Annotated in this window: 16 protein-coding genes and 2 tRNA genes; 6 read left to right on the top strand and 12 right to left on the bottom strand. The window is 57.5% G+C overall.

Annotation, left to right across the window (positions count from 1 at the left end; genetic code table 11):
• Positions 1–57: 57 nt before the first annotated feature.
• Both leuB and AC5STB_RS10520 read left to right on the top strand, forming a co-directional pair.
• Positions 58–1,161, top strand: coding sequence for a 3-isopropylmalate dehydrogenase (gene leuB / locus AC5STB_RS10525; protein ID WP_495442783.1), 1,104 nt, complete (start codon positions 58–60; stop codon positions 1,159–1,161).
• A 172-nt stretch (positions 1,162–1,333) separates the two neighbouring features.
• A tRNA-Pro gene (locus AC5STB_RS10520) sits at positions 1,334–1,410 on the top strand.
• Between the two features lie 110 nt (positions 1,411–1,520).
• Here the strand turns inward: AC5STB_RS10520 and AC5STB_RS10515 are convergent.
• From AC5STB_RS10515 to AC5STB_RS10485, 7 genes are all read right to left on the bottom strand, one after another.
• Entirely contained in the window at positions 1,521–2,717 is a 1,197-nt protein-coding gene (locus tag AC5STB_RS10515; RefSeq protein WP_495442782.1) for a PAS domain-containing sensor histidine kinase, read from the bottom strand.
• A gap of 126 nt (positions 2,718–2,843) precedes the next feature.
• Positions 2,844–3,764 (bottom strand): LysR family transcriptional regulator, encoded by a 921-nt coding sequence (locus AC5STB_RS10510; RefSeq protein ID WP_495442781.1) that lies wholly within the window; start codon positions 3,762–3,764, stop codon positions 2,844–2,846.
• 13 nt (positions 3,765–3,777) lie between these two features.
• Entirely contained in the window at positions 3,778–4,821 is a 1,044-nt protein-coding gene (locus AC5STB_RS10505) for an ABC transporter ATP-binding protein (RefSeq protein ID WP_495442780.1), read from the bottom strand.
• Entirely contained in the window at positions 4,818–5,813 is a 996-nt protein-coding gene (locus tag AC5STB_RS10500) for an ABC transporter ATP-binding protein (RefSeq protein WP_495442779.1), read from the bottom strand. Before AC5STB_RS10500 ends, AC5STB_RS10505 begins: the two co-directional genes overlap by 4 nt.
• A gap of 4 nt (positions 5,814–5,817) precedes the next feature.
• Complete coding sequence (locus tag AC5STB_RS10495) at positions 5,818–6,768, bottom strand: ABC transporter permease (protein ID WP_495442778.1); 951 nt, start codon at positions 6,766–6,768, stop codon at positions 5,818–5,820.
• Positions 6,765–7,745 (bottom strand): ABC transporter permease, encoded by a 981-nt coding sequence (locus AC5STB_RS10490; RefSeq protein ID WP_495442777.1) that lies wholly within the window; start codon positions 7,743–7,745, stop codon positions 6,765–6,767. The genes AC5STB_RS10495 and AC5STB_RS10490 overlap by 4 nt, the downstream gene beginning before the upstream one ends.
• 139 nt (positions 7,746–7,884) lie before the next feature.
• A complete protein-coding gene (locus AC5STB_RS10485) occupies positions 7,885–9,444 on the bottom strand; it encodes an ABC transporter substrate-binding protein (protein WP_495442776.1) in 1,560 nt (519 codons plus the stop codon).
• 584 nt (positions 9,445–10,028) lie between these two features.
• Between AC5STB_RS10485 and AC5STB_RS10480 the strand changes: the two genes are divergently transcribed.
• On the top strand, positions 10,029–12,341 hold the full coding sequence (locus tag AC5STB_RS10480) for an alginate lyase family protein (protein ID WP_495442775.1): 2,313 nt from the start codon (positions 10,029–10,031) through the stop codon (positions 12,339–12,341).
• 36 nt (positions 12,342–12,377) lie between these two features.
• Here AC5STB_RS10480 and AC5STB_RS10475 read toward each other — a convergent pair whose 3' ends face one another.
• Entirely contained in the window at positions 12,378–12,524 is a 147-nt protein-coding gene (locus tag AC5STB_RS10475) for a hypothetical protein (RefSeq protein ID WP_495442774.1), read from the bottom strand.
• A 317-nt stretch (positions 12,525–12,841) separates the two neighbouring features.
• On the opposite strand from AC5STB_RS10475, the gene AC5STB_RS10470 reads away from it, so the two are divergent.
• Together AC5STB_RS10470 and AC5STB_RS10465 are read left to right on the top strand one after the other, a co-directional pair.
• On the top strand, positions 12,842–14,554 hold the full coding sequence (locus AC5STB_RS10470) for an ABC transporter ATP-binding protein (protein ID WP_495442773.1): 1,713 nt from the start codon (positions 12,842–12,844) through the stop codon (positions 14,552–14,554).
• Positions 14,555–14,859: 305 nt separating this feature from the next.
• A protein-coding gene (locus tag AC5STB_RS10465) for an IS3 family transposase (protein ID WP_495441156.1) occupies positions 14,860–16,019 on the top strand; the annotation gives its coding sequence in 2 pieces (ribosomal slippage) (positions 14,860–15,118 and positions 15,118–16,019; 1,161 coding nt in all).
• A 133-nt stretch (positions 16,020–16,152) separates the two neighbouring features.
• Here the strand turns inward: AC5STB_RS10465 and AC5STB_RS10460 are convergent.
• From AC5STB_RS10460 to AC5STB_RS10445, 4 genes are all read right to left on the bottom strand, one after another.
• Positions 16,153–17,556, bottom strand: a complete 1,404-nt coding sequence (locus tag AC5STB_RS10460; RefSeq protein WP_495442772.1) for a hypothetical protein — start codon at positions 17,554–17,556, stop codon at positions 16,153–16,155.
• 277 nt (positions 17,557–17,833) lie between these two features.
• Positions 17,834–18,427 carry a hypothetical protein gene (locus tag AC5STB_RS10455; protein WP_495442771.1) on the bottom strand — a complete coding sequence of 198 codons (594 nt, stop codon included), beginning with the start codon at positions 18,425–18,427 and terminating at the stop codon, positions 17,834–17,836.
• 182 nt (positions 18,428–18,609) lie between these two features.
• The gene (locus AC5STB_RS10450; RefSeq protein ID WP_495442770.1) at positions 18,610–19,845 is read right to left on the bottom strand and encodes a tyrosine-type recombinase/integrase; all 1,236 of its coding nucleotides are present in this window, start codon (positions 19,843–19,845) and stop codon (positions 18,610–18,612) included.
• A 125-nt stretch (positions 19,846–19,970) separates the two neighbouring features.
• Positions 19,971–20,060 (bottom strand) — tRNA-Ser (locus AC5STB_RS10445).
• 1,241 nt (positions 20,061–21,301) lie between these two features.
• Between AC5STB_RS10445 and AC5STB_RS10440 the strand changes: the two genes are divergently transcribed.
• On the top strand, positions 21,302–21,715 hold the full coding sequence (locus AC5STB_RS10440) for a hypothetical protein (protein WP_259970816.1): 414 nt from the start codon (positions 21,302–21,304) through the stop codon (positions 21,713–21,715).
• Positions 21,716–21,979 lie beyond the last annotated feature (264 nt).

Below are 21,979 nucleotides of genomic sequence, written 5' to 3'. Positions count from 1 at the left end.
TTGACCCTGCCCCACTGTCCCGCTACGCCCTTGCCAGCTGATTTTTGGAGGATCCCCATGCCCAACCCATCGATTCTGATTCTGCCCGGCGACGGGATCGGCCCCGAAGTCATGACCGAGGTGCGCAAAATCATCACCTGGTTCGGTGACAAGCGCGGCCTGCAGTTCGATGTAGACGAGGATCTTGTCGGCGGCGCGGCCTATGACAAGCACGGCAAGCCGCTGGCGGATGAGACCATGGCCAAGGCACAAGAGGTTGACGCGGTGCTGCTGGGCGCCGTTGGCGGCCCGGCCTACGATAACCTGGATTTCTCGGTGAAGCCCGAGCGCGGCCTTTTGCGCCTGCGTAAGGAAATGGACCTCTATTCCAACCTGCGCCCGGCGCAGTGCTTTGACGCACTGGCAGATTTCTCCTCGCTGAAAAAGGACATCGTCGCGGGCCTCGACATCATGATTGTGCGCGAGCTGACCTCTGGCGTTTACTTCGGCGAGCCGCGCGGCATCTTCGAAGAAGGCAACGAGCGCGTCGGCATCAACACCCAGCGCTACACCGAGAGCGAGATTGAGCGTGCCGCCCGTTCCGCGTTCGAGCTGGCGATGCGCCGGAACAAGAAGGTCTGCTCCATGGAGAAGGCCAACGTGATGGAATCCGGCATCCTGTGGCGTGAGGTGGTGACCCGCGTGGCGGCCGACTACCCCGAAGTCGAACTGAGCCATATGTACGCCGACAACGGCGCCATGCAGCTGGTGCGCGCACCCAAGCAGTTCGACGTCATCCTGACCGACAACTTGTTTGGCGATATCCTGTCCGACTGCGCTGCGATGCTGACCGGCTCGCTTGGCATGCTGCCCTCCGCCTCGCTTGGCGCGCCGATGGAAAACGGCCGCCCCAAGGCGCTTTATGAGCCGGTGCACGGATCTGCGCCGGACATCGCGGGCCAGGGCAAGGCCAACCCGATTGCCTGCATCCTGAGCTTTGCCATGGCGCTGCGCTATAGCTTCGATCAGGGTGCCGAAGCGCAACGCCTGGAAGCCGCTGTCGAGAAGGTTCTGGCTGACGGTGTACGCACAGCCGATCTGCTGGCGAGCGAAGGCGTGCAGCCGGTATCCACCAGCCAGATGGGCGACGCGGTGATCGCCGCTCTCGACGCAAGCCTCTGATTATAAGCAGCTAATCTGCGCGACCACCAAGCCCCGCCCGGTTAACGGCGCGGGGCTTTTGCGTGGATCCGCGGCCTTGGCCAGCCGCGCAAAAAGATTCCCTGAAAACCGCATCTTTCTGTGGAATCGCCCTTGTCAAACTCCGCGCCCTGAGCTATCCCGCCCCCACGGTCGGAGTGTAGCTCAGCCTGGTAGAGCACTGTCTTCGGGAGGCAGGGGTCGGAGGTTCGAATCCTCTCACTCCGACCAATAAAACAAGGCGCCTTAGGGCGTCTTTTTTATTGGCCGGCATATGTTTTCGCCACCGGTGCTGTCCGAACAGGGAGAATGTGCCGCGCATTCGGCGCCCCCCCCCGCAGTCACCCTTTCCCGTCATTGCCCGGTTCCGGCAGTTGCAGGCTAATGCCCAGATGGAACCCTTCGGGCGGATGGTCCAGAATGATCAGACGCCCCCCCATCAGCTCTGCCAATTCATGGCAGATCGACAGACCCAAACCAGAGCCGCCCTTGTGCTCGGACACGGCATTTTCAAGCTGGGTGAACCGTTCGAACGCCCGGTCCCTGTCCCTATCTGCAATACCCGGCCCCGTATCCAGAACGGTGATGCTGACAGGACAGGCCGCCGCTTCGTCGTGTTCCAGTGCCAGACAGACGCTGCCTTCTGCTGTGAACTTTACCGCATTGTCGATCAGGTTGTTCACGACCTGCGTAACCTTCGGCAGATCTATCACCAGTTCCTCCGGCAGGTCCTCTGCAGCCGCAACCCAAGTGCGCAGCGGCTTGCCATAACGGGTCGCACTGGCTTCCAAAGCTTCCTGCCACTGGGGAACAAGGGCGGCGGTCTCAACCGGCTTAGGATCGAATTCCAGCGCATCGGAATCAAGCCTCGCCGTCTCCAGAACGTTGATCAGCTGGGTCAGCAGAAGCTCCGCCGCGCGGTGCCCCACATCGGCTCGCTCGCGGGTTTTCTCCGATGCTGTTTCGTCGCTCTTGATCAGATGGAACAACCCCAGGATCACATTTAGCGGCGTGCGGATCTCGTGGCTCATCGTAGCCAGGAAGGCGGTCCGGGCCTCAACGGCAGAGTTGGCGCGCGTCACCTCCGCAGCCAGGCCGGTAATTGCCGCTGCCAGCTCTGCTTCCCGCGTCTTCAGCTCTGTCAGATCGTTATGCGCCCCCAGCATCCGCACCGGTTTGCCTGCCTCATTCCGGATTGCCAAACCACGGCAGCGCACGGTGACCATATGGCCGTCGGCATGGCGGTAGCGCACGATCTGGTCATAGGGGTGGGCCGGATCCTCCAGGTGCTTGTGGAAGTTCTCCAGCGCCAAAGCCAAATCGTCTGGATGAATCAGGTCCTGCCATTCGGAGGCAAAATGCCCCTTGGTCGCCGGATCCACTCCGAACAGGCGCCAAAGCTCCGGGCTCATCCATTCGTGTTCGGGGTTTTCCAGATCCCAGTACCAGAGACCGTCCAGCGAGCCGATCTGCAGAAAGTCGAAAATGGCATCATCGCTTTTGACCAGATCGTACAGCTCGCGTTTGAGGTAGTGCATATCCGCCCGTCCTTCCGGTCATGAAGCATCGCGGCGCCGAAACACGCCTGCCCCCAAGAAATGGCAGATATACAAATAGCGCGCCAGTTCAATCAACGGGCGACTTCTGGCAGCCCGGCTGCCCCCTCAGGCCGCTTTCATTGCAGAGCGTTTCAGCTGTTTCCAGAGCACGTCCAGCGTCTGCTTGGTGCTGCGCGGGTCCCGGTAAAGGCGGATTTCGAGGTCTGTGCCAAGCCGTTCGTCCACAATGGCAAACCGGCCAGAGGCGATTTCATGGCGGCACAGGCTCAGCGGCAGCCAGCCCATCCCGAAACCTTCCTGGATCATGGCTTTGACGCTATTGGCCAGCGCGTTCTGGTTGACGACGAACACCTTTTGCCCTGGCAGCAATTGTGTCAGCGCAAACTCCTGCACGGAGCGCAGTGCCGACACCGCGCCATAGGACAAAAGCGGCACCGCCTCCTTGCTGCTTGCCTTGAAGCCGAACTCAGCCCCGCCTTCCGGGGCGGCGCGGGACACTGGCACGTAACGATCGGTGGACAGCGTCAGGTATTCAAAATTGGCGACTTCCAGCGGTCCCAGGAAGTCCATCGACGGGTGCCAGTAGGTCAGAATCACATCGCAATAGCCCTGCTGCAGCGCGCTGACGAACTGGTCGGCGGCCCAGGAGGTGGAGTTGAGATCGGTATCTACCCCGCCCTCGCTGGCGAGCGGCGCAATCAGGGTCTTGTAGTGGGTCATGTAGAGCGACTGCGATGCGGCGAAGCGGATCACGTTTTCGCCCGCCGCGTCGATGGTCTGGCAGCGCTCGATCGTTTCTTCATAGGTGCGCAGCATGATGCGCGACTGCGACAGAAACACCTCCCCTGCCGGGGTCAATGTCAGCGGCAGCGTTTCGCGGTTGATCAGCCGCACGCCGATCTCATTCTCCAGCGCCCGTATCCGGCGCGAAAAGGCCGGCTGGCTGACATTACGTTCTTCGGCCGCGCGCGAGAAATTCTTGCACGCGACCAAAGCCTCGAAATCCTTAAGCCAGATGATATCCAACTAGCGTCCCGTCCTAGCCGGCAGCCACCGCATCCAGCCTGTCTTCCTCAACGGCGTGGCACGCTACCGTGCTGCCGTCTGGCTGGTGAATGGCTTTGGGCTTTTCACTTTTGCATCTTGTGTCCGCAAAGGCGCAGCGGCTTTGGAACGGGCAGCCTGTCGGCAGGTTGATCGGCGTCGGAATCTCGCCCTTGAGACGGATATGGTTCGGCCGGTCGTCCTTCAGCTGCGGCACCGCGGACAGCAAGGCCCGAGTATAGGGGTGTTTAGGGCTGGAGAACAATGTCCGGGTGTCCGCAACCTCGCAAACCGACCCAAGGTAAAGAACCGCAACACGGGTGCCGAAGTGCTCCACCACGCTCAGATCATGGGTGATGAACAGATAGGTGAGGCCGCGGCTTTCCTTGGCTTCCAGCATCAGGTTCAGCACCTGCGCCTGGATCGAAACGTCCAGCGCGCTGATCGGTTCATCCGCGATGATGAACTCCGGGTCCACGGTCAAGGCGCGGGCAATGGCGATCCGCTGGCGCTGGCCGCCGGAAAACTCATGCGGGTAGCGTTTGGCCCAGCTTGGATCAACACCCACCGACAGCATGACCTCAGTCACCTTGTCGCGCACCTCTGCCGCCGAGGAATTCGGGTAGTGATGACGCACCGGCTCCTCCAGCGCCTGCCGGATGGTCATGCGCGGGTTGAGCGAGGCATAGGGGTTTTGGAAGATCATCTGGATCTTCTTGCGCAAGGGCTGCATTGCGCCGCGCGACAGGTTGTCGATGCGCTTGCAATCGTAGTGGATTTCACCCGCGGTCGGTGTCAGCAGGCCAGCTACCAGGCGGGCAACAGTTGATTTGCCACAGCCAGACTCGCCTACAACGCACAGCGCCTCGCCCCGGCCAACATCCAGAGAGACGTTGTTCACCGCATGGACAGAGCGGCTTTCGCGCACCATCTTGCCTTGCTTGAATTTAAGCGTTTCCAGGAAGCCCTGATCGAGATCGAACCGTTTCTCGAGGTTCTTGATCTCCAAGAGCGGGCGGTCTGTATTCACGTCACTCATGCCCTTGCCTCCTGACGGTCTTCATCACTGTTCAGGCGCTGCACCTCGTGGCAAGCCACCTCAACCTCTCCGTAATGCACAATCTCCGGCACCCGGCTGCGGCACAGGTCGGTGGCGTATTTGCAGCGCGGATTGAAGGCGCAGCCGGTGGGGATGCTGGCCAGCCCCGGCATGTTGCCCGGGATCTGTTTCAGCCGCTGGCCCGGCACCGTCTGCTGCGGCAGCGCGTTGATCAGGCCCTGGGTATAGGGGTGCTGCGGATCGTTGATGATCTCCCGCGTGCGCCCCGCTTCGATGATCCGGCCGGCATACATCACCAGCGTGCGCTCGGTCATCTGGCTGACCACGCCCAGATCGTGGGTGATCAGGATCAGTCCCACCTGGTTGGACTGGCACAGCTCCAGCATCAGTTCCATAATGTCGGCCTGGATGGTCACATCCAGCGCAGTGGTCGGCTCATCCGCGATGATCAGCTGCGGGTCCAGCAGCAGCGCAATCGCGATGATGATCCGCTGGCGCATGCCGCCCGACAGCTCGTGCGGGTACTGTTCCAGCCGCTCTTCCGGCGACGGGATATAGACCTCGCGCAGCTTTACGATGGCGATCTGGCGCGCCTCTTCGCGGCTCAGCTTGCGGTGCGCCATCAGCGTCTCGATCATCTGCTGGCCGATGGTCAGCACCGGGTTCAGCGTCACCATCGGATCCTGAAAGATCATTGCCATCCGGTTGCCGCGCAGATTGCGCAGGAGCTTGTCGTTCATCTGAACGACATCCTCGCCGTCGAACAGAATCTGACCGCTGTCGATATAGCCCGGGCGGCTCAGCAGGTTCATCAGCGAGAACCCCGTGATCGACTTGCCGGCGCCGCTTTCGCCGACGATGCCAAGGCGCTCGCCCTTGGCCAGGTCAAAGGAAATGCCGTTGAGGGCGGTAACCGTCTGGTCGCGCATGGCAAATTTGACGGTGAGGTCGCGAACGGAAAGAAGGCTCATCGCGTTACCCCTTGTAGAGTTTCGGGTTCAGGACGTCGCGCATCCAGTCGCCCAGCAGGTTGATGACAAGGACCAGCACCACCAGCACCACGCCGGGAATGGCGGTGATCCACCAGCTGCCGGAAAAGATGTAGTCGAAGCCGGAAGAGATCAGCGAGCCCAGCGACGGCTGGCTCGGCGGCATGCCCAGCCCCAGGAAGCTGAGCGAGGCCTCGGAGATGATCGCATTGGCGACCTGCACAGTGGAGATCACGAAAATCGGCGACAGCGAGTTCGGCAGGATGTGCCGCACCATAATCCGCATTGGCCCGAAACCCAGCACCCGGGCGCTGTCGACGTATTCTTTCTTCTTCTCCGCCAGAACGGTGGCGCGGACGGTCCGGGCATACTGCGGCCATTCCGCCACCCCGATCACCGCGATCAGAAAGACGACGGCATAGCGGTTGAAGGTATCGGTTCCGAACATTGCCTGCGTAACAGCCAGGAAGATGATCGCGACCATCAGGGTGGAAAACGACAGCTGAATATCCGCGAGCCGCATCAGCAGGCTGTCAAGGCGGCCGCCGATGTAACCGGCCAGCAGGCCGATAGAAATGCCAAGGAAGGCCTGCAGCGCCACCGCGCAGATGCCGATCAGCAGCGACAGGCGGGTACCATAGAGAATGGTGGACCACAGGTCGCGGCCCTGATCGTCGGTGCCCAGCATGAACTCCGGCAGCGATCCGCTGACCCAGGCCGGCGGGTATTCCGAGTTCATGATGTCGATGGAGGCCGGATCATAGGGATCATAGGGAGCAATCACCGGCGCCAGGAAGGACGCCACTGCAATTACCAGAAAGACAATCATGCTGACCACCGCTACCGGGTTGCGGCGGAAGCTGTAGCCCATGTTGGAATTCCAGATCTTGGACCAGCGCGAGGGTTCGGATTTCGGGTTCAGCGTTTCGGTGCTCATGCGCCCATCCTCGCAATATTCACGGTCGGGTTCACCAGCCCATAGATCAGGTCGACGATGGTGTTGGTGACCACGAAGATGAAGCCGACAACAATCAGGTAGGCCACGATAAGCGGAGTGTCGACGCGGTTCACTGCTTCAAGGAACATGAAGCCCATGCCCGGCCACTGGAACACCGTCTCTGTCAGGATGGTGTAGGCCACCATGGTGCCGATCTGCACACCGCCCACAGTGATCACCGGCAAAAGCGTGTTCTTCAATGCGTGGACAAAGTAGATGCGCCACGGGTTGATGCCCTTGGCCTTGGCGTATTTCACGTATTCGGATTGCAGCACTTCCATCATCTCGGCCCGGATCAGGCGGACGAACAGCGGCAGCATGATTGAGGCCAGCGCGATCGAGGGGAGGATGATGTGCATCCAGCCGTCAGCCGTGGCAAAGTTGGTCTGCCAATATCCCCAGACCTGCACGGTGTCGCCGCGCCCGTAGGAGGGGAACCAGCCGTATTCCACCGAGAACACGAAGATCATCAGGATTGCAGTCAAGAACACCGGGATAGAGATGCCGACAATCGACAGCCCCATGATAATGCGGCTCAGAATGCTGTCCGGCTTGATCGCAGTGTAGACGCCCAGCGGCACCGAGAGGCCGACGATGATCAGCGTGGCGCCGAACACCAGCTCCAGCGTCGCAGGCAGCTTTTTCAGGATTACGTCCAGTGCTGGCTCCTTGAAGAAATAGGAGGTGCCCAGGTCGCCCTGCAGCGCATTGCCGGCAAACCGCAAGTACTGCGTCAAGAAGCTGTCATTCAGCCCCAGCTCATCGCGCAGCTGCTGGCGTACTTCTTCTGAAACCGACTGCCCGACCAGCTCGCGCAGCGGATCGCCCAGGTTGCCCTGGATGGCAAAGGCAATCAGCGAGATGACGAACATCACGGCAACCGCCTGAATTACTCGCTTCGCGAGATAGGCAAACATTGTCCTGACCTTTGTAGAGTTGGAATATGGCGCAGACACAAGCTTCCGGACGGGAAGCGGACCTGCGGCAACCTTGACGGCTGCTCGTTTTTTGAGGTCCCGGGCCGGCCGGAGGAGGCCGGCCCGGGGTTTTCAGCGCTTAGCTGCCGGTTTCGACAACCAGGTCACCGAAGTAGGGGAAGTTCAGCGCGTTCACGATCTCCGCCGCGTTCATGCCGGACTTGGCACCCCAGGCCAGGTTCTGCCAGTGCAGCGGGATAAAGGCTGCTTCTTCGTACAGGATGCCTTCCAGCTTCTGCAGCAGGTCCGCACGCTTGGCCGGATCGGTTTCCGCATTGGCCTGGTTCATCAGCTTGTCGGCTTCCTCGTTGCAGTAGTTGCCGGAGTTGTACTGGCCGTTGCCGGTTGCTTCATCCGGGCAGGCGGTCAGGAACTGGTGGAAGTTGGCGGAATCCTCAGTATCCGCGTGCCAGCCGATCATCATCATGTCCGCTGCGCGTTCATCGAAGGTCGGCCAGTATTGCGCCTTGGGCATGGTCTGCAGGTCAACCTTGATGTTGATCTGAGCCAGCATCGAAGCTACCGCCTGGGCGATCTTGTCGTCGTTCACATAACGGTTGTTCGGCGCCATCATGGTGATCGAGAAACCATCGGCATAGCCCGCTTCGGCCATCAGCGCCTTGGCTTTTTCCAGATCGAAGCGCGGCGCCAGATCTTCGGTGTAACCCAGGTAGCCGGCCGGGCTGGCCTGGCCGCCCACGGTGCCGAAGCCGCGCATGATGCGGTCAACGATGCCTGCGTTGTTCACGGCATAGTCGATTGCCTGGCGGACACGGGCGTCCTTGAAGGCCTCGACGCGGTTCTGATTCATCTGGAATGTGATGATGCGGGTGCCGGGCATGGTGATCAGGTCAACGCCTGCAGCCTCCTCCACGCGCTTCAGGTCGGTCGGCGGAACCGGCGCGATGAAGTCCACGTCACCGGACAGCAGCGCCGCGACGCGAGTCGGATCTTCCTTGATCGGGGTCAGCACGATCTTGTCGACGTTGCCTGCATCTGCATCCCAGTAGCCGTCGAAACGGTCGAACACGACACGCACGCCCTGCTCACGCTCGGAGACGATGAAGGGGCCCGTGCCGGAGACGTTGCGGGATGCAAAGCTATCGCCGTGCTTGACAATCTCGGACTTGTCTTTGCCATCGTCAGTGGTGCCGGTGTAGTATTCGCTGTCCATCGGGAAGATGTAGGTCGCGGTGTGCAGAACCAGCGGATAGGGCTCCGAGGTCTTCAGGTCGAAGGTCATATCGTCAACGACTTCAACATCTGTGAAGGGTGCGAAAATCGCCTTGAAGTCGTCGCTTTCCTTCAGCCGGTCAAAGGTCCAGTCCACGTCCTTGGCGGTCAGCGGGTTGCCGCTGTGAAAGGTGACCCCGCTGCGCAGCTTGAAGCGCATGGTAGTGCCATCGATCTGTTCCCAGCTTTCGGCCAAGCGCGGTTCGAACTGCAGGTCCTGGGTCCAGCGCACCAGCGGATCAAAGACCATGTGCGACAGCTGCAATGTGCCGCCGGACAGCTGCTCGTGCGGATCCAGCGAGACCGGGTCAGCGTCATAGGCAACGCGCACGGTGGTTTCGGCATAGGCAACCGGTGCCATCGCCACCACTGCAGCAGCCGCCAGGCTTCTGACAAATTTCGTCATTAGGCATACTCCCCTGTGATTATGGCGCAAACGCTAGCCTGCGGTGCCAGATCTGTGAAATGCCGATATCGCATAGGGTATGCAGCTTGAACATCAGAGCTATGCGCTGATGTAATATCACATATTTTTCATATACTTATCCCCTCACGCCGAGCTTCACCACCGGCCTGCCCTTGTATTGCGGTGATCAAGCACGCCCCTCGTGTGGGCTTTGGACGGCTAAGGAATCGCTTAAAAACGGGCCCTTCCCCCCAACCGACAGCGCCAACGCTGCGATTTCAGCAAACAAACAGTCCCGGCCACGGCTCAGAAGCACAGTCTCCAGGCCAAAATACCAAGAGGGAATTCTATGCTGTTCACTCCAGGCAGATTGCATGTCTCAAATGCAGCCCGTGGCACTGCGGCGGCCGTTGCACGGTTTGTTGCCGGTCAGGACCGGGCCAAGGGCTGTTCACCAAAGCCCGTTGTCTTTATAGGCCTGCCAAAGGGAATCCACACGGACATTCCTCAACCGGAACATTGCGCCTCAGGCAACATTTTCGAAGCGGGCGTCACGAAAGGGTAAATCAGTGGCAGGCATGCGATTGGCGGAAACCGAAAAGCATATCACACAAGTTGAGCGCCGCCGCCGGCGGAAAGTCTGGCGCCAACGAATTTTGATCCTGCTGTCTCCACTGCTGCTGCTGCTGTCTCCCGTCCTGTTACCGGTTTACTTCATCTGGCGCAAACGCCGCAACAAAGTGAAGTTCAAACCGGGTCCATCTCTTGGTTCGATTTCGGGTTCGCTGTCAGCGGTACCCAAGCCGCAGACCGATGCTGCCTCCGAGGCGGAAATGGATGCCACGCCCGACAGCTTTGCCCTCTGCCGGATCATCGGCAACGACCTTGTTCCGCGCCACCGGGCCGGGCAGTCCCTTGAGAACGTGAAGTTCATTCTGGAAAACGAGCCGGAGCTTGAGGGCTGCAAGAAACTTTGGCTGCTCAACCGGATCTTTGATCCGGACAACGAAGCGCAGTTGATCGCGCTGCTCGAAAGCCATGGTCAGGAGTACGAGCGCCTGCCTTTCGATCACGATACCTACATGCGCACTGGCTACGACTTCGAAACTTTTGACGCGCCGATGGCGTTTGCCGATGGCAGCATTGAAACGTTGGACGACGTACAGCGCATGCGTGCGACAGTTCAGGCATACCGGGCAAAGAACAACTATGTCATGCACAATAACGGCGCCCGCAACGCAGCGCTTGAGATGTGTATCCGCAGCGGAGATAAGTGGGCGCTGCCCTTTGACGGTAATTGCTACTTCACTCAATCGGCTTTTGATGCGTTGAAGAGCGATATCCTGAAAAACCGTGATAAGCGGTATTTCATCGTTCCGATGGCGCGGATGACAGACAATGCCGACTTGCTGGATCCGGATCACGTTCCGAACCCGGTGGAAGAGCCTCAGATTGCCTTTCGCTGTGATGCGCCGCTGCGGTTTGATGAGGCGCATCCCTACGGCCGTCGCCCAAAAGTTGAAATGCTTCTGCACTTAGGGGTCACCGGACCTTGGCAGAGTTGGCCTCTTGAAGCTTATGATACACCGCCCCGCCCGGTTCACCCCGAAGGGCATAGGGCTAGTCAGGCCGGATGGGTAGCAAGGTTGTTTTCCGGGCAAGCAAGCTTGGAAAAAGAAGGCTGGAAGAGCCTGAAGACCCGCGGGCTGGCCCGGTCGGATGCCATCCAGGCGACGCTGGATATGCTTGAGGCCCGGACGGTCACCCAGCAGCTCTCATCCGGCAGGCCGGTTTTTTTCGACGCCGGCCAGATTGAAGCGCTTGCCGGCACAGCCTCGGACCCGCTGCATACCGCGCTCACCTCTGCTGCGGAAGAGGCGCTGACACGCGGACCGTTTTCAGTCATTGACAAGCCCGCGCCAGGCCCTAGCGGCGACCCGCAGGATTATTTCCATCCGGCGCCCTACTGGTGGCCGGACCCCAGAAAGAAGGACGGGCTGCCTTACATCAAGCGCGACGGCGAACGGGTGCCCGGCACTCTGCTTTATGAAACTGAAAGCGACCGTTATGACCGGACCAGGTTGCAACGTCTGTTCGATGACACAACCGCACTGGTGCTGGCCGGACGCATCACTGGCGAGGAACGATACCTGAAGCACGCAGAACGTTTGGTGCAAACCTGGTTTGTCGACCCAGGCACGAAAATGAACCCCAATCTGACTTATGCCCAGGTATGCCTCGGCAGAAACGGCAACAAGGGTCAGACGCACGGCTTGATCGAAACTAAGGATTTCTATTTCTTCCTCGATGCACTGCGCCTACTGGACAATCCGGAGCTTGCTGACGCCGTGGAGCCTTGGTTCCAAGAATTCCATCAGTGGTTCGCAAGCAGCGAGCAAGGTGTTGGTGAACGGCAGGCCGCCAATAATCACGGCACCTGCTATGACCTGCAGGACGCTGCGCTGTCCGCCTTCCTGGGTGACGCTGCAAGTTTGCAGGAGATCAATCTGCGGGCGCAGGCCAGGCTGCTTGGCTCCATCTCGCCGGACGGGTTCCAGCCGCATGAGATGGAGCGCACGCTTACCCAGCACTATTGCGCCTTCAACCTGCAAAGCTGGGTAAACCTGTTCACACTGCTTGAAGGGGCCGGATTGCGGCCGTGGGACAGTGCTGCCGGAGACCGTCTGATTGCCGGCCTGCGCCGCACGCTCAAGGATTCCCTCGACGGCTGGAGCGCGCCGCAAATCAAACCGTTTGAGGCTGAACGCCTTGTTCCGCTTGCCGCTGCCTTGAAACGGCAAACCGGAGAGAGCATGTTACCGGAGGACACAGCACCCGCATGCTTCTTCCCGCATGACGGCATTTCCCCCTTCTGGCGCTTGGCCGAAAAAGACTGAAGCATGCATTCAGAGGAGTGCTATGAAGACGATCCTTCACATCGGCATGCCGAAAGCTGGCAGCCCAGCAAAGGCTGCATGGGCCAAGCGCGCAAACAGTTCACGAAAGCGACGCGGAAAGTAGCCTTGCAACAAGTGTCCCCCATTGGCCGCGGTGTTTGAATTGCCAAGGTCGATGCCCATATGCTGGCACTGGATAGGCGCCGCACCCCCATGCAACCGCAGGCCGGTTCCAGCGCAAGGAAGATACCGGGCAAGCAGGCGCAATCACGCCGCACAACAGGCAAGCTGACGGCAGCCCGCCCGCTGTACTTGCCCATTGAAGAGCCGGAGACTATCAAGCGAGCAAGGGTGCATCGCGGCTTGAAATCGAGCACGGCATGTCACAGCGCCAAAAAATGTAGGAATTTGCTTTGCAAAAACTGAAGAATAACTTTGCCGCAAATCTGGACGAGTCCATCCTTTGGCGTCTGATCAGGGAAAACCTTCGGTCCCAGGCCATGCCGTATATGGTTGCGATCGTTGCAATGGTCTTTGTCGCGGGCACCACCGCGGCCATAGCCTGGATAATGCGGGACGTTGTGGATTCGTTGTTCGAGGCCGAAAACTCCGCTCAGGTCATGAGTGTTTCCATCGCGGTGTTTGTCATCTTCCTGGTCAAGGGAATAGCCACCTATGTTCAGGTCGTGGCGTTGACCCGTGCCGGAAACCGGATTGTCTCGCACCAGCAGATCAAGCTCTACGACAAACTTCTGCGGCAGGGGGTCTCCTTCTTCAACTTTACGGAAAGCTCTGACCTGCTGATGAAGGTCACGCAATCGGCGCAGGCGGCCCGTACCGTGATCGAACTTATCGTGACCACCGCCGTCCGGGACACACTGTCCCTGATCGGCTTGCTGGCAGTGATGTTTTATCAGCAGCCAATGCTGTCGCTTTTCACGCTGGTAATCGGACCGCTTGCCATTTTGGGCATCAGGGCGCTTCTGCGGAAAGTCCGCCAAATCGCAGATATGGAGACGAAGTCTCTTGGCGCGATCATGCAGGTCATTCAGGAAACCTCCGCCGGGATCCGGGTCATCAAGTCGTTCGGTCTGGAGGAACGGATGGCTGAACGCATGTCGGACTCCGTGAAAGCTGTCGAAAAGCGGCGCAACAAGCTGGAACGCCTCAAGGCCGCAACCAGCCCGCTGATGGATATCCTGGCCGGATTTGCCATTGCGTCCGTCATCGGGCTGAGCGCTGCAAACCTGTTCGGCTCCGATGGATCGACTCCAGGTGAACTGATGTCATTCGTGACCGCGATGATGATGGCTTATGAACCGGCCAAACGCCTGTCCCGCGTGCGGGTTGGCCTTGAAATCGGCCTGCGCCGCGTCAGGATGTTGTTCCGGCTTCTGGACCAGCCCGAAGTTCTGGTCGAAGGTGAAAACCCGCAAAGCCTGCCCTACGGCCCTGCAAGCGTCACTTTCGAGAATGTTACCTTCGGATACCGCCGTAAGGAGCCGATCCTGAGGGATTTGTCGCTAACCTTCGAATCCGGCAAGACAACGGCACTCGTCGGCCAGTCGGGCGGTGGCAAATCCACCATTCTCAACCTGGCTTTGCGGTTGTATGATCCGCAGTCCGGCAAGGTGATGATTGGCGATCAGGACATCAAATACGCCTCTTTCGAAACCTTGCGCAAGAACATGTCCTTTGTCGGGCAGGAGACCTTCCTGTTCTCCGCTTCTATTGCCCAGAATATTCAGCTGGGCCGGGAAGGCGCGTCGCGGGAAGAGGTTATCGAAGCGGCCAGGGCTGCCAATGCCTATGACTTCATCATGAACCTTGAAAACGGCTTCGACACGATGGTGGGGGAAAACGGCGCCTTCCTGTCGGGCGGCCAGAAGCAGCGGCTGGCGATTGCGCGCGCGCTTCTGCGGGACAGCCCGATTCTGCTGCTTGATGAACCGACCAGCGCCCTCGATTCCAATTCCGAACATCTGGTTCAGGAAGCGCTGCGGCGGCTGACTGCGGGGCGGACCACCATCATCGTTGCGCACCGGCTGTCTACCATCCTTCATGCAGAGCAAATCGTCGTGATCGAGAATGGCCAGGTTACGGAAAAGGGCAGCGCGAGTCAGCTTCTTGAGAACAACGGCCCATTTAAAGCTCTGTACGATCACCAGTTCGCAAATGCCGAGAAACCGTTTGAGGCCCGCGCAGAGAATTGACGCAAAGCGAAGAACCGGACCGGGGGCCTGCCCCCCCCGGCTTTGGGCAGGCCATTTCGAAAACGAGCTTTTGGCGCCCACGGGCATGCTGCGGGGGGACGCCAGGCACCTGTCTGCGCAAGTTCGATCATCCGCCACAGGAACAGCGCCAGAGTCGGTACCGGCAGGGCGGCAATCACCCGCAGGGCGGGGCCGCCGCGGGCCATGAGATCGAGGAGAGGGGCACCAAAATCAAACGTGACCTGCCCCCCGCAAAATCCCTCACCATGAAGTAGAGTCTGCCCAACCTATGTAGGAGCAGACGAATGCGTAAGAGCCGTTTCACTGAGGCGCAAATCATCGGGATGATCAAAGAGCAGGAAGCCGGGATGCCGACAGCGGAGGTGTGCCGTCGGCACGGCCTGAGCCCGGCGACCTTTTACAAACTGAAGTCCAAATATGGCGGCATGGAGGTGTCGGAGGCCGCGCGGCTGAAGGCCCTGGAAGATGAGAACGCCAAGCTGAAGCGGCTGCTGGCGGACACGATGCTCGACAACGTGGTTTTGAAAGACCTGCTGGGAAAAAGCTGACGACACCGAAAGAGCGGCGAGAGGCAGCGCTCAATGCAATGCGGGATCATGACATCTCGCAGCGCAGGGCCTGTCGGCTTGTCGGTGTCGACCCCAAGACGGTCCGGCGCGAACGCCCGCTCGACCATCCCGAGATCCGCCAGGAGATGAAGGAGATCGCTGGCAAACGCCGCCGGTTCGGCTACCGGCGGATCGGCGTGCTGCTTGAGCGAAAAGGCATGATCATGAACCACAAAAAACTCTACCGCCTCTACCGGGAAGAAGGCCTTGCGGTGAAACGGCGGCGGGGCCGCAAGCGTGCCCGGGGCTCGCGAACGCCGATGCCCGAAGCCACACAGCCCAACCAGCGCTGGTCCCTGGATTTCCTGGCAGACAGCTTCGGCGCGTCGCGGAAGTTCCGCATCCTGGCCGTAAACGATGACTGCTGCCGGGAAAACCTGTGCCTGGCCGCGGACACCAGCATTTCGGGTGAGCGCGTTGCCCGGGAGCTGGACGCGCTCGTCCGGATCTACGGAAAACCTGTTTGCGTTGTCAGTGATAACGGCACGGAATTCACCAGCCGGGCAATCCTGAGATGGGCCGACAGGAACGGCGTGGATTGGCATTACATCGATCCCGGAAAACCGCAGCAGAATGCCTTCATCGAGTCATTCAACGGAAGCCTGCGGGACGAGCTTCTCAATGAAGAGCTGTTCGATACCCTGGACGATGCCCGCCGCAAGCTGGCGCTGTGGCGCTACGATTACAACAACGTCAGGCCGCACTCTTCGTTGGGGAACAGAACGCCAAAGCAAGCGCGGCAGGCGCTTGAGCAATTTGAGGGCTCCGCGCCTGCCGCGCTTGCCAAGCCCGAAACCGACGACTACCAAAATCAAACCCGCAGACTCTCGTCATGAGCGAGGGACCCGCGGGGGGCAGGTCACGCTCGATCAATTTCACGAGCAGGCACCCAACGCCTGTTGTTTCGAAGCAACCAGTTGAATAGAGCTCCCAGGCATTCAGTTGTAATTTTCCTTATTTCTGTGGCGCTCAGACCTCCGGCCGCGGAAAAGGCAAGAACCAAGTTCCGCAAATCACATAGTGAAGATAGCGAATGACTTCGGGAATCCCCCTGTGTGGTAGGAAGATGATGAAAGCAAGGAGCAAGACAGGATCCTCACGCAATGATGGAGGAACATTTGGAGTCTCGATGTCGGCCGCTTCTTCTTGGAGGGCGTGCCATGATCGCCGGTGCTCGAAAAACTTGCTTTGGTTGTTCCCGTTTTCACTCCTCCAAAGACAATATTCCCATTGGTTCTCAGGCAAAAAGCTATTGTGAATTAGCTTCGTCATGCCCGGCCAAATAGATTTTGCAAAAGATTTTAGGTTGCACCGAACATAGCAGTGGAAGAGCGCCTCAGCGAAGTAAGATGAACGCTTTTGCGTATCCTTCTCAACAGTTCCGCGATCAAACCCGAATGCACCGCCAAGGGCGTCACGGAGCGCGACGTCCGCAGAATGATACGGAGTGGCAATATAACCTTTCTCATCACCCATGTTGTCATTAAGTATTACCCTCAGAACATCATAGTGGCCTTGGTTTGGCAGCATTGTCGGCTCGGAAATGCGTCGATTCCAAAGGTGAGCCAAAATTTGCGGGATGGCACCTTCACCCCAGATCTGAAATTTTGTCCTGCCTTGTTCTGTCAGGATACCGATGGTCCTCTGAATATCCCCGGGCAATTCAAAACTTGGATCGAACTTGCGCGCCTCAATATTCAGGAGGCTCAAAAGCGAAACAGTCTTTAGAGCTCGAGCTCGCCAAAGGAAATGATCTGCTACAGCACCTCCACCAAGATACAAAATATTGTAGTCTCGGTCCTTCTCATCCGGCCTGGCAGCTTCAAGCTTGGTAATCTCTTCAGAGAGCTCTGACGCCAGATCCAAGCACGCACCAAAGAAGCTCTCGCGCGCCGATCGGCGAACTTTACCATCCTCCTCGGAAACGCTCTTTTCGTGCTTCACTTCAGCTGCAGTAAGAGAAGCGAACAAGACGGAAAAGATTCCAGCCACGGCGACGTGGTTTTGAGCTCGGCTATAATTTCGTGTAGCAAGAGAAGCAAACAAAGAGGCAGATATTTGCCGACGCTTGAAGTCAGCGTTGCTCAGTTTTTTGTCCTCAGATGTGATTTTCAGGATCTCATCGAGCCCTTCGGAAACTATGTCCAGCCTGGGGCTGGTGTCACCTTCCACATTGAAAAGTCGGATTAGCTTTTCGTGAATGGAGAAACCATCGGCCCAAAATGTTGACGCATGTTTGGCCGCCCAATCCAACAGCACTCCGCGCGAGATGAGATGCAGTCTGGTTTCTTCCTGAAATCCGCGGCGCTCGTAGCCCTGATTCAGATCATCAACTGCTCGCTGAACTTCCTCGTCTATCTCGCCGTTGGTCACAAGGTAACATCTATGTGCGACATCAGGAATGCCAGGAAATCTGATAGGCTGCTCAACCATTTCAGTTATCTGGGGCTGCATTTCCCTGAACTGAGAAAGCGTTAGACGTGCCCCAGGATTTCCTTTCAACTGAAAAGCACAAGGCACTCAATCTTCACCTATGGAGATTACGTCTTTGCCAAACTCAATGGGCATGTGTCGCGTCGAATGAACAACCTGGTGACCTTCACCTGCAAGCATTTGCAGAAATGCAGGCTGGTATGTTCTTTCATTGACGCTATCCAACCAATACTCGATCAGCCTCTCTTGCACGCCATTCTACCTTTTTTCTTTCGAGGAGCTTTTTTATAGCCTTCCGATCCTCGTCTTTTTCAAATTCATCAATAAGATCCTGGACATCACGCATGTCCCGAGGCGATCCAACAAAGTATTGAAGCTTTGGATTTCCATCCTCGTCAAAATTAATCGGCATCTCCTCCAGAAGGCGCAAAACCATTGGGGGCGAGAATGGCTCCCCTTTCGCTTCTATGACATTCCCTGTTTTCGCAGTGGCTTCTTGCAATACGTCGAGCATGAGTTGTTCCTTGCTGACCATCATTTCGATGCCCACTGGAGCAAAAGCATCAAAAATCTCATTTAGAGGCCCATACAAAACCGTCTGATGCTTGATCTCCGACTCTGATGAGAACGTCCGGATATTCGTTTCATCTTCCTCACCACTTTCTCGAAGCATAACTGACTTCTCACCTTCGAAAACATTGTGAGACTCAATCTCTGACATGAAAGGTGAATTCACGCTCTCGATACGTGAGATGTAGTCGATTACCACCTTCTCGAGCTCAGCTTCCAGATCTGGGTATCTTTCCTGCATGCGTGAAACCTACCTTCGTCGCCAAATTTCATTGACAGGAAGGAACGACATACCAGGCTGCCATTGTGTTTCCAAAGACAGCCCTGGGAAATTGAAATCGAACCTTCTCGCTTTGAGGTTGTGAATGTCTTTGATCCAGTAGGCAAGCCTCCAATCGACCTTTTTCGAGCCGGCCGTTCGAGTTAGTCCGACTTAGAGGACCAAGCGCCAAACTTCTCCAACGCAGCCCCCCATTCCTCCATGAGTTTCATGCGTTCGTCAAAGTAGTCACCGCGGTTATAGGCTCGTTCTGTCTTGCTTCCGACAGTATGCGCCAAAGAATACTCTTTGACCTCCCACGCCGCGTCAGTGTGCTCTTCAGCAAATTGGCGAAAGGATGTTCTGAAGCCATGAACGGTCAAACCAGAGTAAGAAGCCTGCAACAACTTTCGCATCGTGTTTTCCGACAGCATCTTGTCCTTCCCGGTCGGCGACGGGAAAATGAGACTGTTAGGACCAGTCTTGAATTTCTCAGCCCTTGTGAGCAGCTTCCTCGCTTGAGGGCTTAGCGGCACCGAGAAAGACTCTCTGGCCTTCATGTGCCCTTCTGGAATGTCCCAAACGAATTTGCATTCGTCGACCTCACCCCAACGGGCCCTTCGAACCGCGCCCGAACGAGAGGCGGTCGCGATTGTGAAGCAAAGAGCAAGTGCGCCGATCTCGTCCTTCTGTTGAAAAAACCAGAAAATATTCGCAGCTTGATCCCAGCTCGCGGCGCGAAAATGTTCTACCTTTGGCGCATCTCGCTTCCGACCTTTCATGACGTCCTGAACCGGGTTCCCGTCCCTCCTGATCTCGGCTTCAAGGGCATAATCAAACACAACTCCCATGCGTTGCCGCACCCTACGCGCCGTTTCGTGTTTCGTCTTCCAGATGGGGTTGAGAATTTCAAAAATGTCGGAACGCGAGATGAGGTGCACCGGTTTCTTGCCGATCACCGGAGACGCATAGGTGTTCAGGGTGTTGATCCATTGCTGGACATGCTTACCATTGCTGCTCCTGGGGACAATCCATTCTCGATGCACTCGCTCTGCAAGTTCATCAAATGTAATGAAGAGTTTGGTTGACGCTTCATTCTCAGCAACAGGATCCCCACCGCTGCGAGCCACTCTTCGAAGCTCGTCTGACTTCTTCCGTGCCTCATCAAGACTGACGACTGACGTCGAGCCAAGACCGAAGTCTCGACGTCTGCCCTGCACTGTTATCCTGAGCAACCAACGACTTGCGCCAGAAGGATCGACGACCAAATATAGCCCTCCCCCATCAGTATGACGTCCTGGCGCTGCTTTTTTGATCATCGACGCTTTGAGTCGTCGCTCGAAATGGCGGCCCTTGGCTTTCCCACCCTTTGAAACACCAACTTTTCCAGGAATGCTCATTTCCTACCCCACAAACCACCCCACAAATTATGCATCCAAACTGAACAGGGGAAAATTGAAAAATCAAGTATTTTCAATGCCTAGAGAGGTGTCCAGGCAAAAATAAACGCCAGAAAATGGGGCAATGGCGGAGACGAAGGGATTCGAACCCTCGAGACGGTTTCCCGCCTACTCCCTTAGCAGGGGAGCGCCTTCGACCACTCGGCCACGTCTCCGCTGACCCGTATATGTGCCGCAACCCAGAGAAACAAGGCGTTTTTTCAATTTTTTTCCGCGCCAGCAAAACAGGGAGTTTCCCCGGTTTTCAGGGAACCTTTGCGGAACTGCACGTGATTCACGTGCAAAATCCGTGCAGCCGTGTTCGCGCAATGTTCACGGCAATCGATCTAAATTTGATTCCCTCCCCTGCTCCGGTCGCAATGAGAGTCGCCAAATCACCAAACCGCATTCCAAAGGCCGCACATGGAGACGAAAGACTATCCCCTGGCGATAGTGGAAACCGCAGGCCATCGCTGCAAGCGCTTCGGCAGATAGGTACTTGCGCCTGGACCATGTAATGCACGCCTATTGCGCTTCGCTGACGCCATTGCAGCCGACAGCATCAAAGTATGCTGTACCGCCTCACCGGGCCTCCGCTTCCGGGAAGGCGACCCGGGAATGCCGCGTCTGCAGCAGTGTGCGCTTGGTACGGATGACAGAAGAACTGCCTTCCGTCGTCTTGGGAAACATCCGCAATCCCCTCTGTGCATGAAGGGCGGTGATTTGGTCGCCACGGTACAGCGGGAAGCTACCCCCGCGTTACATATCAGGGGTTACGTTCATGTTTATCGAGCTGGAGCGTTACGGACCGCCTCAATAATTTCAATGGCTTAGACAAAGCGTAACGCCGTAACGCCTGTAACGGCGGGGGAGAGTGTATACCTCTTACTCTCTCCGGCAGGATATCTCTTTCTCTCTTTATATATATAACTATTTATTTGTTACATACATAGACATACATACAAACTTCCAGTATTTTCAATAACTTAACCCCGTAACAGGCGTGTAACGCTCAGCGTAACACCGTTACATCGTTGATTTTAAATGACTTTTTTCAGAGCCACTGCCCCCGCCTGCGGTAGGAACATCGCATTTTCAAGCTCCTCGGTGTATGGCGGCCAATGAAATAAAGACAATCACCAAATGTTTTCAAAGATGTAACGGAACCTGCATGCTAATCGAGCCCTGATGCCTGTGTTGAACAGAAGGGAAAGCGCCATCTGGGGGCAATGGCCGGCTTGAAAGGCAGCCTGCCCTGGTCTTGCCGCAACAGCAGCAGGTCTCGGCGCGGGATCCTCGAAGGTTAACGGGGGCTGCGGTTCATGTCTCCCGTGACTTGTGGAGAACTGACAAATGCCTCTTTGGATTTTCGACCTCATCGCCCACATTACTCCCAAGTCTAAATTCAGGATGAAAGGTGAACCACCAGATGAACGAAAACCTTGTCCGCATCATGCGCGCGGAAAATCTTCTCCACCTGGTCTGCGAGGAAGCACTCTCTGAATACGTATGGGAGTGCGGTAGCCGTGAATCTGCCATCGCCAGGCTGTCCACCCAGTTCCTGTTTGTCGATAAAATCGTACAAGCAGACAGCGATGGTGATATGGAGGTGAACTGGGGTGTCTCGATTTCTTCAGACATTGCCGAAAATGACCAGCATTATTTGACCCGTTACAATGCCGCCGAGAGCCCTGAAGCTTTTGAGATACTCTTGGACGCAGTGCAGGATCCCGACAACCTGAGCTCGTTGGTGCAATTTGTTGCAGACGATTGGGACGATGAAGAGCACTTTCGGGTTTTCTGCGAAACCCAGACCGAAGCGGAACTCTGAAAAGCGGAATGGGAAGTAGACAGTGCCACGTTGTGAACGGTGGCTGAACCAGCGCAATACTTGGAGCCGCATCAACGCGCAACAGGTCATGGGGGAGAAAGCAGCGGTGCGAAAGCCTGCCAGGGCAGCGAATCCATGGCCTTGCTGCGGGCGGCGTACAAACTGGCGAGTTTTGGCCCGATCTGGTTCGAAGGAGAGCGGAAACATGGTCGTCGCAGCCGCGAGGTGTTTGCGCAGCTCCAGCATGCACCGAGAGTGTCCACA

This window comes from Leisingera sp. CC-HEC093 (genome assembly GCF_059429195.1).
Note: the sequence above shows the minus strand (reverse complement) of the source record. Positions and strands in the feature narration are given on the sequence as shown.